Genomic DNA, 15166 nt, shown 5'->3' on the forward strand with positions numbered 1-15166 from the left:
CGGAGCGCTGATCATGGAAATTATTCGCGTTAAAGATGCTGCTCAAGGCGGAAAGAAAGCTTTTGAATTGATACAAGAAGGTATGGCAAATGGCGCCAAAGTCCTAGGTTTAGCAACAGGAAGCACGCCAGAGACCCTTTATGCAGAAATGACTGCCAGTGAAGTTGATTTTTCAGAAATGACTTCAGTCAACTTAGATGAATACGTAGGACTAGGCGGCGAAGACGAACAAAGCTATCGCTACTTCATGAATGCTCATTTATTCAATAAAAAACCATTCAAAGAAACCTTCGTACCAAACGGCAAAGCGGAAGACTTAGAAGCAGAATGCCAACGCTACGATAGCGTGATTGCAGATCACCCAGTTGATATCCAAATCTTGGGTATCGGTCAAAACGGACATATCGGCTTCAACGAACCTGGTGCATCCTTTGAAGGAACGACCTCAGTCGTTGACTTGACTGAATCAACCATCAATGCCAACAAACGCTACTTTGATAAAGTCGAAGACGTCCCAACGACGGCGATTTCCATGGGGATCGGTTCAATTATGCAAAGCAAAAAAATCATTTTGATGGCATTTGGCGAAGTCAAAGCGGATGCAATCCAAAAAATGATCGAAGGACCCGTAACCAACGAATTACCAGCTTCTGTTTTACAAAAGCATGATGACGTGATCGTGATCATCGATGAGGCTGCTGCCAGCAACCTGTAAAACAAAATCAGCCCTTTTCAGAAATAAGTCAGAAGGAAAACGCGCCATCCTTTCAGCTTCCCCCTGCGCTTGTGCAGTAATGCCAGCGCAGCTGCGAGCGATGGTTCGGATCTATCTTGCTTATTTCTGAGGAGGCTTTTTTTATTTGGCCGCTCTAGCGATGTTTTTTCCTTTTTTCCATCAGAGATGCTATAGTTAAAAGAGAGAATACGAAGAAAAGAGGGATGCAAATGGTTGATATGCATTTATCCATTCCTGAAGTAGCACTGAGGTTGCTGTTGGCGATGGTCATGGGTGGCGCGATTGGGTACGAGCGGCAGTACAAAAGCCGACCTGCTGGTCTTAGAACCCATATTTTGGTTTGCATGGGGGCTTGTGTCATTGCTTTGATCCAAGTGGAGATCGCCACAGGTGCCATGAGAGATGCGCTGGATCATCCAGATTTAGCAGGGGTGATTCGTTCGGACGAAGCACGATTGATCGCACAAGTCGTCAGCGGGGTCGGTTTTCTAGGCGCCGGAACGATCATTGTGACGAAGCGCTCGGTGACGGGGTTGACGACGGCTGCTTCCTTATGGGCGATCGCCGGTTTAGGAATTGCCATCGGGATGGGCTTTTACACTATCGCATTAAGCAGTTTTATCGGGATCTTCTTTGCATTGACGATCGTTAAGCGGATCGTCCGCGTACCAACAGCAAAGAAATTAGAAATCCAGTACATCCACCGCACCGAGACCAAAGAGTTTTTGACGGAGTACTTCCAAGAGAAAAATATCGTGATCGAAGATGTCAATTTTGATGTCAAATTCATGGAAGACTATCGCATTTATACCAACATTTATACGATTGATCTCCCGCGAGGACTAGGCTTTTCTGAAGTGATCGAAGAATTGTCTGTCTACAAAAATGTCACGAAGATCCGCTTGGTGGATATTGCTTAAAAGCAACAAAAAAGCGAGATTGAAACGTAACGCAAACAGTATCGTTTGCTTCGTTTCAATCTCGTTTTTTGTTGTGTTTTAGAAACGTGGATCGATCCAGTTTTTTGCCATAGCTCGACTAGCATCCCAGGAATCCCAGCCATACCAAGCAGGCTCATTGATCGTATCGATGGATAACTTATAGGTCCAGTACATGTGTCCGGCTCCTTGGTTCCAAGCTGTGATTGAAGCACGCCACAAAGTTTGATAAACTTCTTCTAATTCACTTTTTGTCAAACTACGGTTGCTACTGAATTCCTCTTGTGTGGGATTGATACCGCCTTTGGTATCTGTACCAACAGCATAGGAGTTGAACAAGGACCATTCTCCAACAAAAACCTCGACATATTGTGCAACCGTGGCGATCTCTTTGGCTAAGCCATCAATGAAAGACACGTATGCTTCCAAGGATTGCTCTGTGCCGGCCATTTCTGCCATCATAACGTATTGGTGCGTATCTAGCATGACATTGTGAAAATCGTTTTGGGTGAAAAACTCTTTCCAAGCATGCAATTGGAAGCCATCATGAAAGACGATCACTTTGTCATCGCTTAAATAGTTACGCATTCTTCGATAGGCATCTTGATAAAAAGTTCTCAAAAAGTCTAAAGAGATCGGTGCACTACCTTTTGCTAACGCAAGATCACGAGGTGGGAAACGATCCATGGGATTCATGCTGTGCCACACTTCACCATCTGTGATCGGTTCGTTTAATACTTCAATGCCCCACAATGCTTCGTGATCCGCATATCTTTGCGCCAAACGTTCCAAGACCGTTAATTCGAACGCCACTTCTTCGGGCATTTGTGCCCATCTGACCACACCCGAGAGACCACCATTGTCAAAACCATTTTGGCTGAAGGGTGCGGTATGCAGATCAATCAAGATTTTTAGGTCATAAGCCTTTGCCCAAGCGAAGGCTTTATCCAAATAGTCGATACAGCCAATAAAGGGGGCACGATCACCAAAAATAAAATAAGGGACAGGTATTCGAACGGTATTGAAGCCAGCTGCTGAAATGCGCAAGAAGTCAGCTTCAGTGATGAATGTTTCACGATGAATCAACAGCCGTGCTTGGTATTCAGCTTCAGGTAGATTATAGGCTAAATAATACTCGTCATCGGCAGGTGTTCCTTGAAAGAGACTAGGTGCCATCCATTTTTCTAATACAAGCCAACCGCCTAGGTTGACGCCTCTAAGTTTTTGTTCCATCTTATAGTTCCTCCTTACTAATAGGTGTGGTTATTTTATTGAAAGCGAGAAATAGAAAAATCAGAGCAATGATTGCCATGATTCCGGCAGCGATTCTGACTTGCATGACCGCCGTTGTCATGCCAAACAGTTGACTGATAAAGTTTATGACATAGGGGGAGGAAAAAGCACCAAGATTACAAGCGACCATTGCCAAAGAAACAACTAAGTTATTGGCTTCTGGATCTACATCGCTAAGAATGACACTGTATACATAAGGAACTACAAGATTGGCAAGATAAACCACTAATAGACCAATGAAAAAGACGGTCATCGTAGGTGCTAAAGTTATCGTGAAAAAACCAACCATTGCGAAACTGATGACGACAACTGGTGTAAAGCGCTTTAATAATTTGGTGATTTGACCAAAAGCTAATGCGACCAAGCTGCTAAAAATACCGGCGATCGCTAGTGCGGTGGAAAGAAATCCTTGATTCGTCAGCGCCAATTCTTGAATCAGTAGTGCGGAAGAAGTAATGACGACCATCAAACTAATGAAGAATAAAAAGAGAGTCAAAATACCTAAAGTTACGCTTAATGGCAGCTTTCTTCTTTTTGTATCGATGGTTGATGACTGCGTTGTTTCAACTGGATTTTCATTGACGTTACGATAACCGAAAAGAAAAAGAAACAGAATCGGTAAGATGACCAAGTACACTAAGAATGAAGCTTGCCACGAGATCGTTAACAGTAAGCCCGCAGCAAACGTTGCTAGGCTATTTCCTAAAGTCATCACGGCTGATTGAATACCTAATAAGTTTTTTTGCTCGGCACCTGTAAAGTTGTCGCCGATCAAGGAGACGGTCATTGAGTTAAAGAGCCCCAGACCTGCGCCAAACAAAATACGGGCAAATAAAATCAAGCCAAAGTTCATTGTAAATGCCGGTAAGATACCACCGACTAAAGCGATCATCAAGCCTAAACAGACCGTTCGCTTTTTGCCAAGTGCTTTGATAAACCATGAACTTAGCAGAATGAAAATCAAGATTGCCATTGATGGCAGTGTCAAAATAGATTGGACTTGTGCGGTGGTTCGGTCAGAAAAATCGTTCATAATAAAAGGTACGGCTGCTGCTACTGCACCAGCAGCTTGTACGACCAATGAAAGACTCAAAATTCCGATTTTTAACGGCAACCGACTTTTGATTGACATTGAATTTTCTGAAAGCATACATATTCCCCTTAATGTAGTGCAAAGCAAGTGTGCTGAGAATATCTCCCATCTTGCTATTTTGCAACTAACTATTTTTATTCCTGCAAACGATTTCTTGGTATTAATCATAAAGAATGCTGACAGGACTTGAAATATCAAAAAAAAGGGGAAATTTACCATTTTTCATTTATTATGTGAAAAAAGCTTTTTTCGAATCCTCAGAGGAAGAAGTAGAAGTCGCTTTTCTCGAATCATTATTTGTCGATTACTTATTTTGCTGCTTCTAACTGGAGCTTACGGTATTTATTCGGCGACATGTTTGCCCATTTTTTGAATTGTCTCGTAAAGTGGGCGGCATTTTGATAGCCAATGATCTCTGCGATTTCGGCGATGGCCAATTTGGGTTGATGGAGATAGAATTTTGCTTGGTTGAAGCGTAATTGATCTAAGTACTGTTTTGGACTACTAGCATAAACTTTTTTGAAAACCGTCAGCATCGTACTATTACTAATGTTCAATGAATTGGCCGTATAACTCATGGAAAGCAAGGCTTTGTTTTCTTCCGTAGGGCTTTGTGTGTACGTACGAAAATTTTGTTGGATCGATTCTGCGATCGCTTTTGCTAAAACAAGGGAAGTGTTATCTGTATGCGCTAACTGATTTTTTTCATCTTCGACATAGTCTAGTAAGGCACGCATCAGTTCTAACAGTAAGATCTCAATGGCGATTTTTTCTTTCATTCCAAAGTATCCGCTTGCCAAAAACGCAATGTATTGCTGAAGGATCTCAACGATCGCTTGGTAAGCGGGATTTGTCTTTTTTAGTAGTAAAGGACAATACATCAACAACTGTTGCTGAATCTCAGGATCATCAAGATCGAAATGCATACAAAAATACTCTAAACCTTCTGCTACGAGACAAGTATTTTCATGAGCGGTACCAGGCGGTATCAGGATCACATCATTTGCCACAAAATCAAACTGCCTGCCTTCAAATATTGTGCGCTGCTCTCCATCAATGATCATCATGATCTCAAAAGCAAAGTGGGTCTCTTGCGGTGCACACCATCCTTCGGAAACGCGTTGCTTGTGTCCACCAAAGGTTTTTAAATTGATGTCGATATCGGGTAATTTGACCAGCTGTTCTAGCCATTTAGGTGTTGGGTTCATTCGGTACGACCTCCTTAAAAATGAAAAATGGTAAGTATTGGCTTTTTTTTGATATTCATTCTACCCTAAAAGTTTCGTAAGATAAATGTAGCAATCGAATAAAACGGTTTCAATTTATCGCATTCGCCTGCAAACGATGATAAAAAAACTGTTGTTTGGTTGCAAAACGAATAAAAAGTTAAGAATAGGAAGGAAGCTTATGACAATCATCAAAAATCCAGTTATTCCTGGAATGGCGCCTGATCCCTCTATCATTTGTGTGGATGAGCGTTATTATATCGCAACTTCAACCTTCCATTGGACACCTGCGATTCAACTTTTCGAATCAAAGGATCTTGCGAATTGGCAACTTGTTGGTTATGCCTTGAACAATGAAGAAGTGAATTTACGTGGAACCAATACACCAGCTGGTATCTGGGCACCACATTTATCTTATGATCCACAAACAAAACGATTTTGGCTGGCGTATTCACATATGGTCAACATGGCAGGACGTGAATTTAATGCTGATTCCTATGCCATTTGGGCGACTGATATCCGAGGACCATGGTCAGAACCGATTTATTTTACCTCAATTGGCTTTGATCCAGCGCTATTTCATGACGAGGATGGGCGGCATTATTTAACGATTTTGGAATGGGAAACAAGAGAAGGCTATCAAGCGCCGGGACATATTGTTCTTGCGGAGATCGACTTGCCTTCAGGTAAATTACTGTCCCCTTGGCATCGCGTAACACAAGGGTTCACCACCAGAGGGTGTGCGGAAGCACCCCAAATATACAAGCATGAAGGGGCATACTTTTTATTGCTGGCATCTGGAGGCACGGGCTATGCTCATGGTGTGGAAGTCGGTCGCGCAGAGACTATTTTTGGTCCTTATGAAGCGCATCCTTCTGGCGAACCAATCCTTACTTCTTCTCCAAGGCATCTGTTTTCTTTGGGCGACCCTGATGCTGGGCATTTTGAAATGGTCAATCCTCATTCAGTGATGCAAAAAGCAGGACATGGTTCGCTCGTCCATACCCATACTGATGAATGGTTCATGGCTCATTTAATGGCAAGACCCTTAGAGGGGGAGCTGTTGAATCCTCTTGGAAGAGAAGCTTCTATTCAAAGGATGCACTGGACCGAAGACAATTGGTTGGAAATGGAAGATGGAAGCAATTTGGCAAAAATGACTTTTAAAGGATTAGCTGGTGTTCCAATTGACAATGAACCAAACACTGATTTATTTGATTCATTTCAAGAGGCGCAGTATCTGTTAGAATTTATGACACCGTATCGCCAACAGCATCAGTCATGGGTCAGTACGCAAAAGCGGCAGGGGTACTTACGGATCTATGGGGGCAATTCCTTGTTTTCACAGATGAATCCTGCCATCATGGCAACACGAGCAACCTCTTTCACCTATGAGGTGGAGACCTTGTTGGAGTTTCAACCGAACCATTATTCACAAACAGCAGGACTTGGGCTTTATTATGATTCAAACAATTGGTTATATGCTCATGTTACCTATTCAGAAGAAAAGCGATGTCCTTATTTGACTCTCTTACAGGCAAAATTAGGACAAAGGATCGAATATGTAAATACTCGCGTCGTCGTTCCCGAAGGAAATATTCACCTGAAAATTAGATACGAGCATGGGATCGCAAACGTCTACTATCGATTAGAGGAACAAGAGACTTGGCAAGTTTTGCTCCAAGATCTGTCAGTGGCGTACTTATCTGATGAAGGAGTCAATGGAATGCCAGGAGAAATAGGCGGCTTCACAGGATTATTTAATTTCATTGGTGCCGTGGATGCACACCAACATCAATCCTATGCTGATTTTGCTTATTATAAAGTGACGAATCATTCGTCTGCATCTTAATCAGGCTCCTTATGGAGTGAGCACCCGTATCATACTTTCACTAAACAAATAAAAACCTTCAAGAGAAACACAAACGTGTAGCTCTCGAAGGTTTTTTGTATGAAGGAATTGTCATCGCAGTGGATTGCCTGATTACTTGAAAAAAGAGCCAGTTAGCAAGACTGATACAAAAACGATCACTATTGAAGTCAGCAAATTGACCCCTTCATTCGTTACAAAGGAAAGACCGCTGACTTGCTTGGTCGCAACGTCGTGGTGGACTTTTTTTTCGGTGTATTGGTGACAGACAGGGCATTGATAGCGCACCTGAATCGCTGCGCCCAGTAAGCTGTCCAAAAGACTACCGCAAAAGCCTAAAGCAGTCAAAGTCAACCAGAGATCAAGGGAGAACGGCTTGCCGTTCAACCATAAGGCTGCTGCGAATAAACCAGTGATGGCGAGACTCCCTGCTAGGGAAGCGGCAGTTCCCAACCAACTGACACCGCCGGAAAGTCCCGGTGGTAATTTTTTTCCCGTTAGTAAGTGACGCGGTGGACTTGGACTCAGCACGCCGATTTCTGAGCCCCAAGTGTCAGCCGTACAGCTAGCGATTCCCGCCACAAATCCCCAAAGGAATAGCGGTTCTTTCGTCCAAAAGGCAAGCAGTAGAGCAAAGATGCTTGGTGCGATGTTCGCAAAGACTTGTTTTGCATCACGGCGAGCACCTTTGGCAAGCACAGCTAACTCTGGCTGACGGCGCATTTTCTTTAAAAGACCAATGATGCCAGAGCTGGCAAAGAAAAAGCCAATCAAAAAGATGCTGTACCACGGACCAAAGCCAATGACCAGTGTGCCGCAAAGAATCGCAGCCAGTGCGCCAGAAATAGTCAGCCACTGAAAGACGAATGCTGCCGCTGCAACGAATATGCTGGCAAACAATCCTAGCATGAATTGATAAAAGAAAACCATTTGAACACTCCTTTGCGTATAGTGTAGCATAGGTCTCATTTATTTTACCGCAGTTAACAAAATAATAGTAAGGAAGATAGCTTTTTACTCGTCAAATGAGAGCGTTTCATTTAAGCTAAAGGAGAGAGGTGATCCAATGAAAATCATAATTATAGGTGGGTCTTTTGGTGGTGTCAGCTGCGCCCGTGAAGCACGTCGATTATACCCTAACGCAGAGATTTTATTGATAGAAAAAAAAGCCCATCTTGGGTTTGTTCCTAGCGGCTTGTTATTGCTGATCGAAGGCAGGATCGCTTCACTGGATGAAGCATTCTTTTGTACGAAGGAGCAGCTGGAGGCAGAAACAATCGACGTAGCCTTAGAAGAAACCTTTCTAGAAGTCTTTCCTTCTGATCATCGGATTCGGACGGATCAGCGGGAACTAAGCTATGATCGACTCGTCTTGGCGGCAGGTTCCAGTCAAGATTCCACTGTTTTGCCGCAACCAGAAGAAGCACTGCTGACCTACAAAGAATATGAAGCAGCGAAGCATTTCTTACAGCAATTGCCCCAAGCAGAGTCGATTACCATCGTCGGTGCTGGTCAAGCCGGGATGGAAGCGGCGAATACCTTAACGATGATCGGCAAAAAAGTCAGTGTGATCGAATCAATGTCGTATCCTTTATTCAAATACTTTGATCGCGATTTTTTGCAGCCCTTTTTAACGGAGATCGAAAAAATCCCCAACTTGCAGCTGCATTGGTCGGAGCCAACTTTGGCAGTCGTTAAAACGGAAACAGGCTTTCGGATCGAAACCGCCGATCAAGGTTATGAAAGCGATCTGGTATTGACGACAGTTAACGTTCATCCTCGCTTGCCAGAGGCATTTACGGTCTTTGAATTACACAGTGATCAAACTATCTGGACAGATGCCTACTTGGAAACTTCTGCCACGGATATTTTTGCGGTCGGCGACTTGATCCAAATTCCAAATGCTATTACGAAAGACACGGTCTACATGCCCTTAGTCAATAATGCTGTTCGCTCAGGGATTGCGGCAGCTCGCAATCTAGCAAACAAAACGACCCCGTTTCGTGGTGGATTGCGGACAGTCGGTACACAATTGTTTGAGTGGTATTTAGCCAGTACCGGCTTGACCGAGTCGGATCAGTTTTTCTATGAATCACCGATCGTTTGTCACACTTTTACGGCTACCGTTTCCCTTTTTGATTCGACGCAGGTTCATGGAAAAGTGATGATCGAACAAGCCAGCGGTCGAATCGTTGGTGCACAGCTTTTATCAAAAGCCAATATTTTGGAAAAAATCAATTTACTAGCGTTTGCGATCGAGCAGCAGGCAACGATGGAGGAGCTGACCCAAAAAGACTTTTTCTTCCATCCACGATTCACTAATGTGTTGGATCAAACCTTCATATGGTCGGGAAGTGATGCCGATGAGACTTGATCAGTTATTAGAAAAAAAAGAAGCAAAACAATTGCAGCTGCTCAAAAAACTTTTACTAGTTGGCGGTCAAATGGATCTACATGAATTAGCGCTCTATCTTGGCATCAGTAAGCCTTCTCTGGAAAAGTATGTGGATGAGCTGCAAGATGAGTTGACGCACTATCATGAGCAGTGTCGATTGTATTACCGAAATGGTTCACTGGTTTTTGAAATGAGTCCCACCTTTTCTCTTAACCAAATTGAATGGGCATTTTATCGTTCGGCCTTGAAATTTCAAATTCTCGAGCATCTTTTACAACATCAAGAAGTGACAACTGTCCAGCTGGCACAAAAATTAACAGTCAGCGAGTCATCCTTGTTTCGCAAAATCAAAGAGCTAAATGGTTTGCTAGCAGAATTTGAGTTAGAGATCTGGCAAGGAAAGCTGATTGGAGAAGAAACCCAAATTCGTTATTTCTATTTTGAACTCTTTTGGTATGTTCATTCTTTTGACAGTCAGCCATTGCCGATCGATGAGAAATATGTCGGTCTGATCACTCGCGGCCTGAACATGCGCTTTACGAAAGAAGCCCAGCAGCGCTTGTCCCTATGGCTGAGGATCATGAAGGCGCGACTTAAAATTGCTACTCAATCCTTTCAAGTTTTACGGGAGAAAATGGCACCTTACATGAAAGACCCTTTGTTTCAACAATTACGTGAGTTGGTATTTCGTGGCTTTGGCCATTACGCATTAGAAGTCAGAGAAGAGGAGGCGATGCTGCATTTTGTCTTTTTGTTGTCGTTCTCGGTGTTATCCGAACACGATCTGCAGGTGTATATGCTGCAGCGTTCTCGGTTTACGCCAACTGCCTTGACGGATACATTGATTTTGGAACATATTTTGCATCTTTACCGCCCATCGTTTGTTCCTCGTGAAATGGAAGCCACTTGCTATGGTCACCTGCTGCAGATCCACAGCCGCGTCTATTTTTTCAAAGGGGATGTGGAGGTTTTTGATCGAGAAAATATTTGGCAGTTAGAAGCGCAGTTATCCAGCCGCAACATTCAGCAAATCAGTCATGAACTATTAGGTAAGGCCTTAACAGAGTTAAATATCAAGCCGTCCGAGAAAAATAGTCTACTGATGATGACGATGGTCAAATACTTGAGTGTCATCACGATCATCGACTATCAAATCAATCGAGAATTTCGTGTTGGGATCGCCTTGAAAATGGATGAGCTATTTAAAGAAGCTCTCTATTATATGTGGCTGCTGTATCTCAAAAATTTGAATGGCGTAGTTGTCGAACGCTATCGTCCAGAACAAGAATATGATTTGATCTTGGCGAATTATGCCATCGAGACCAAAACACCGACTTATCGAATCAGTGAATTAGGGACTGCTTATGATCGTGAGACAATCAAAAAAATGATCCGTGAACGCTTTAAATAGTGGATTTCGTCAATTTCTTAGAGATTTGAAAAAAAATTGACGAACCATATAGCAAAAGTTCAGCTAAAATAAAAGCAAGTCAGAAAGCGCTAACAAAAAAAGCGCGTATAAAACCAAAGGGAGCGAATCAAATGGCAGAAAAAAATTATGTAATGGCGATCGACCAAGGAACCACTAGTTCAAGAGCAATTATTTTTGATCGTAACGGGAAAAAAATCGGCAGTTCACAAAAAGAGTTTCCGCAATACTTTCCAAAATCAGGTTGGGTAGAACATAACGCCAACGAAATTTGGAACTCTGTCCAATCAGTCATCGCAGGGGCATTTATTGAATCAGGTATCCGACCAGAAGCAATCGCCGGCATCGGGATCACCAACCAGCGTGAAACGACAGTGGTTTGGGATAAAACGACAGGGCAGCCAATCGCGAATGCGATTGTTTGGCAATCCCGTCAATCTTCACCGATCGCTGACCAATTAAAAGCAGATGGCCATACAGAGATGATCCATGAAAAAACTGGTTTAGTCATTGATGCGTATTTCTCAGCGACCAAGGTGCGTTGGCTTTTAGACAATATCGAAGGGGCACAAGAAAAGGCGGATAATGGTGAGTTACTCTTCGGAACGATCGATTCATGGCTTGTGTGGAAACTGACAGATGGACAAGTCCATGTCACCGACTACTCCAATGCTAGTCGGACGATGCTTTACAACATTCATAAATTAGAGTGGGATCAAGAAATTTTGGATCTTTTGAACATTCCAAGCTCGATGCTACCAGAAGTCAAAAGCAACTCAGAAGTCTATGGTCACACCCGCAGCTACCATTTTTACGGCAGTGAAGTACCAATCGCTGGAATGGCTGGAGACCAACAAGCCGCCCTCTTTGGACAAATGGCCTTTGAAAAAGGTATGATCAAAAATACTTACGGCACTGGGGCATTTATTGTCATGAATACGGGTGAAGAACCACAATTGTCTGACAATGACCTACTGACGACTATCGGGTATGGCATCAACGGCAAAGTCTATTATGCCTTAGAAGGAAGTATCTTCGTTGCTGGATCAGCGATCCAATGGCTGCGGGATGGTCTACGCATGATCGAGACTTCGCCACAATCAGAAGAACTAGCTGCCAAAGCAAAAGGAGATAATGAAGTCTATGTGGTGCCTGCCTTTACTGGATTAGGTGCGCCTTACTGGGATTCAGATGCAAGAGGAGCAGTCTTCGGCTTGACTCGTGGGACGACGAAGGAAGATTTTGTTCGGGCAACACTGCAAGCTGTTGCGTACCAATCAAAAGACGTCATCGATACGATGAAAAAAGATTCCGGTATCGATATCCCATTGCTGAAAGTCGATGGAGGGGCAGCCAAAAACGATTTATTGATGCAGTTCCAAGCGGACATTTTAGACATTGACGTACAACGAGCAGCGAATCTGGAAACAACCGCATTAGGTGCAGCCTATTTGGCAGGACTAGCGGTTGGCTTCTGGAAAGACTTAGATGAATTGAAATCAATGGCAGAAGAAGGGCAAATGTTTACGCCAGAAATGCCAGCAGAAGAAAGAGACAATTTGTACGAAGGTTGGAAACAAGCGGTGGCGGCTACTCAGACCTTCAAATTCAAAGCGAAGAAAGAAGGCGAGTAAGCCATGACCTTTTCTCAGAAAGATCGGAAGGAAACCATTCAAGAAACGGCAAAGACCACCTATGATGTGTTGATCATTGGTGGTGGGATTACCGGCGCAGGGGTTGCCGTTCAAACAGCAGCGGCTGGGATGAAGACGGTTCTTTTGGAAATGCAAGACTTTGCCGAAGGGACGTCTTCGCGGTCCACGAAACTCGTTCATGGCGGTATTCGCTATTTGAAAACCTTTGACGTGGAAGTGGTCGCTGACACCGTGCGGGAACGGGCGATCGTCCAACAAATTGCTCCGCATATCCCGAAACCAGATCCGATGCTTTTACCGATTTACGATGAACCGGGGGCAACCTTCTCCTTGTTTTCTGTCAAAGTGGCGATGGATCTTTATGATCGCTTAGCAAATGTGACAGGCAGTAAATACGAAAATTATCTGCTGACGAAAGAAGAGGTCTTAGCACGCGAACCACAGCTGCAGGCGGAAAACTTAGTTGGTGGCGGAGTCTATCTTGATTTTCGCAACAACGATGCCCGCTTGGTGATCGAAAACATTAAACGAGCACAAGCCGATGGGGCAGCAATGATCAGTAAAGCCAAAGTCGTCGGCATCTTACATGATGAGCAAGGCATCATCAATGGGGTAGAAGTGGAGGATCAACTGACAAACGAGCGCTTTGAGGTTCACGCCAAAGTCGTGATCAACACGACCGGCCCTTGGTCAGATATCGTTCGTCAATTAGACAAGAATGATGAGCTGCCACCACAAATGCGTCCGACGAAAGGTGTCCATTTAGTGGTCGATCGGGAAAAACTAAAAGTGCCACAACCAACCTATTTTGATACTGGGAAAAATGATGGTCGGATGGTTTTCGTGGTACCAAGAGAAAACAAGACCTATTTTGGCACAACCGATACGGACTATACAGGCGATTTTGCCCATCCGACGGTCACACAAGAAGATGTCGATTATCTACTGACCATCGTGAATGAACGCTTTCCACATGCACAGATCACCCTTGATGATATCGAAGCGAGCTGGGCTGGTCTACGTCCATTGATTACGAATAATGGTGGTTCGGATTACAATGGTGGTGGTAAAGGCAAATTATCTGATGAAAGCTTTGAGCAGATCGTTGAAAGCGTCAAAGAATATCTTGCAGATGAGCGGCAGCGACCAGTTGTAGAAAAAGCTGTAAAACAAGCGCAAGAACGAGTAGAAGCCAGCAAAGTGGATCCATCGCAAGTTTCTCGCGGCAGCAGTTTGGAACGCTCAAAAGACGGACTATTGACGTTGGCAGGCGGAAAAATCACCGACTATCGTTTGATGGCGGAAGGAGCAGTCAAACGGATCAATGAATTGCTCCAAGAAAGCGGTGCTTCCTTCGAGTTGGTGGATTCAACCACGTACCCAGTTTCTGGTGGTGAGCTTGATGCAGCCAATGTAGAGGAAGAATTAGCGAAGCTGGCTGACCAAGCACAAACCGCTGGGTTCAATGAAGCAGCTGCGACGTATTTGGCTCATCTTTATGGGTCGAATCTTCCCCAAGTGTTGAACTACAAGACGAAGTTTGAAGGCTTAGATGAAAAAGAAAGCACTGCCTTGAACTATTCCTTGCATGAAGAAATGGTTCTGACGCCCGTTGATTATCTATTGCGTCGGACCAACCATATCCTATTTATGCGAGACACCTTAGATGATGTCAAAGCCGGTGTCGTTGCAGCTATGACCGACTTCTTTGGCTGGAGCGAAGAAGAAAAAGCAGCCCATGTATTAGAATTGAACCAAGTGATCGCAGAATCAGATTTAACAGCCTTAAAAGGAGGAAAAAAAGATGAATGAAGCAACACAGATCTTTAGTGAATTTCTAGGAACGGCTATTTTGGTTTTGTTAGGGGATGGCGTGTGTGCGGCTGTCAATCTGAAAAAGAGTAAAGCAGAAGCCTCTGGCTGGATCGTGATCGCGATGGGCTGGGCAACGGCGGTGACCATCGCCGTATACGTTTCAGGGTACATGGGACCTGCTCACTTGAATCCAGCCGTTACATTAGGCATGGCGATGACAGGGAATTTTTCTTGGAGTTTGGCTATACCGTTTATGCTGGCGCAGATTGCTGGTGCGATCGTAGGAGCAATCCTCGTTTGGCTCAACTACTTGCCATTATGGGATGAAACAAAAGACCAAGGCGCGATTTTAGGTACCTTTGCAACAGGGCCTGCAGTTCGTAATTTAGTATCGAATACGATCACTGAAGTGATTGGTACCTTTGTCTTAGTCTTTGGCTTATTGGCTTTTGGTGCCAATACCTTTACGGATGGATTAAATCCCATCGTTGTTGGGATCTTGATCTTAGCGATCGGACTGTCTCTTGGTGGACCAACAGGCTATGCCATCAACCCGGCACGGGACTTAGGACCACGGATCGCTCACCAAATCTTACCAATCAAAAACAAAGGGACTTCCGATTGGGGCTATGCGTTAGTACCAATCATCGGTCCAATGATCGGTGCAGCGATCGCAGCTGGTTTGTTTATGATGTTGCCATTATAAACGATGTTAT

The 15166-nt window shown here is 44.0% G+C and carries 12 protein-coding genes; 8 read left to right on the plus strand and 4 right to left on the minus strand.

The genetic code is table 11. The features are described 5' to 3' along the window. The first annotated feature begins 13 nt into the window (after window positions 1–13). Both nagB and IGJ12_RS03385 read left to right on the plus strand, forming a co-directional pair. The gene (nagB, locus tag IGJ12_RS03380; RefSeq protein ID WP_005225171.1) at window positions 14–715 is read left to right on the plus strand and encodes a glucosamine-6-phosphate deaminase; all 702 of its coding nucleotides are present in this window, start codon (window positions 14–16) and stop codon (window positions 713–715) included. Between the two features lie 230 nt (window positions 716–945). Beyond that, on the plus strand, window positions 946–1656 hold the full coding sequence (locus IGJ12_RS03385; RefSeq protein ID WP_008377072.1) for an MgtC/SapB family protein: 711 nt from the start codon (window positions 946–948) through the stop codon (window positions 1654–1656). 78 nt (window positions 1657–1734) lie between these two features. Here IGJ12_RS03385 and IGJ12_RS03390 read toward each other — a convergent pair whose 3' ends face one another. The 3 genes from IGJ12_RS03390 to IGJ12_RS03400 all read right to left on the minus strand — a co-directional run bounded on the left by IGJ12_RS03390 (window position 1735) and on the right by IGJ12_RS03400 (window position 5268). After that, complete coding sequence (locus IGJ12_RS03390) at window positions 1735–2907, minus strand: glycoside hydrolase family 5 protein (protein WP_144330675.1); 1173 nt, start codon at window positions 2905–2907, stop codon at window positions 1735–1737. Between the two features lies 1 nt (window position 2908). Then, window positions 2909–4117 carry an MFS transporter gene (locus IGJ12_RS03395; protein WP_142971835.1) on the minus strand — a complete coding sequence of 403 codons (1209 nt, stop codon included), beginning with the start codon at window positions 4115–4117 and terminating at the stop codon, window positions 2909–2911. A gap of 251 nt (window positions 4118–4368) precedes the next feature. Next, complete coding sequence (locus tag IGJ12_RS03400; RefSeq protein WP_016611954.1) at window positions 4369–5268, minus strand: helix-turn-helix domain-containing protein; 900 nt, start codon at window positions 5266–5268, stop codon at window positions 4369–4371. Between the two features lie 199 nt (window positions 5269–5467). Between IGJ12_RS03400 and IGJ12_RS03405 the strand changes: the two genes are divergently transcribed. Then, window positions 5468–7138: a family 43 glycosylhydrolase gene (locus IGJ12_RS03405; RefSeq protein WP_034872855.1), complete on the plus strand. Its 1671-nt coding sequence runs from the start codon at window positions 5468–5470 to the stop codon at window positions 7136–7138. A 132-nt stretch (window positions 7139–7270) separates the two neighbouring features. Here IGJ12_RS03405 and IGJ12_RS03410 read toward each other — a convergent pair whose 3' ends face one another. Then, window positions 7271–8086 carry a DUF92 domain-containing protein gene (locus IGJ12_RS03410; protein WP_034872857.1) on the minus strand — a complete coding sequence of 272 codons (816 nt, stop codon included), beginning with the start codon at window positions 8084–8086 and terminating at the stop codon, window positions 7271–7273. Window positions 8087–8222: 136 nt separating this feature from the next. On the opposite strand from IGJ12_RS03410, the gene IGJ12_RS03415 reads away from it, so the two are divergent. The 5 genes from IGJ12_RS03415 (at window position 8223) to IGJ12_RS03435 (ending at window position 15156) form a co-directional block, all read left to right on the plus strand. After that, complete coding sequence (locus IGJ12_RS03415; RefSeq protein WP_144330677.1) at window positions 8223–9530, plus strand: NAD(P)/FAD-dependent oxidoreductase; 1308 nt, start codon at window positions 8223–8225, stop codon at window positions 9528–9530. Continuing rightward, window positions 9520–10962, plus strand: coding sequence for a helix-turn-helix domain-containing protein (locus IGJ12_RS03420; protein ID WP_087665121.1), 1443 nt, complete (start codon window positions 9520–9522; stop codon window positions 10960–10962). The genes IGJ12_RS03415 and IGJ12_RS03420 overlap by 11 nt, the downstream gene beginning before the upstream one ends. Window positions 10963–11093: 131 nt before the next feature. Continuing rightward, window positions 11094–12614: a glycerol kinase GlpK gene (gene glpK / locus IGJ12_RS03425; RefSeq protein WP_008377082.1), complete on the plus strand. Its 1521-nt coding sequence runs from the start codon at window positions 11094–11096 to the stop codon at window positions 12612–12614. 3 nt (window positions 12615–12617) lie between these two features. Continuing rightward, window positions 12618–14447, plus strand: a complete 1830-nt coding sequence (glpO, locus tag IGJ12_RS03430; RefSeq protein ID WP_005237472.1) for a type 1 glycerol-3-phosphate oxidase — start codon at window positions 12618–12620, stop codon at window positions 14445–14447. Further along, window positions 14440–15156, plus strand: a complete 717-nt coding sequence (locus tag IGJ12_RS03435) for an MIP/aquaporin family protein (protein ID WP_061053818.1) — start codon at window positions 14440–14442, stop codon at window positions 15154–15156. Before glpO ends, IGJ12_RS03435 begins: the two co-directional genes overlap by 8 nt. Window positions 15157–15166 lie beyond the last annotated feature (10 nt).

The sequence above is a fragment of the Enterococcus sp. DIV0802b genome (assembly GCF_050543535.1).
Lineage (GTDB): Bacteria > Bacillota > Bacilli > Lactobacillales > Enterococcaceae > Enterococcus_D > Enterococcus_D entomosocium.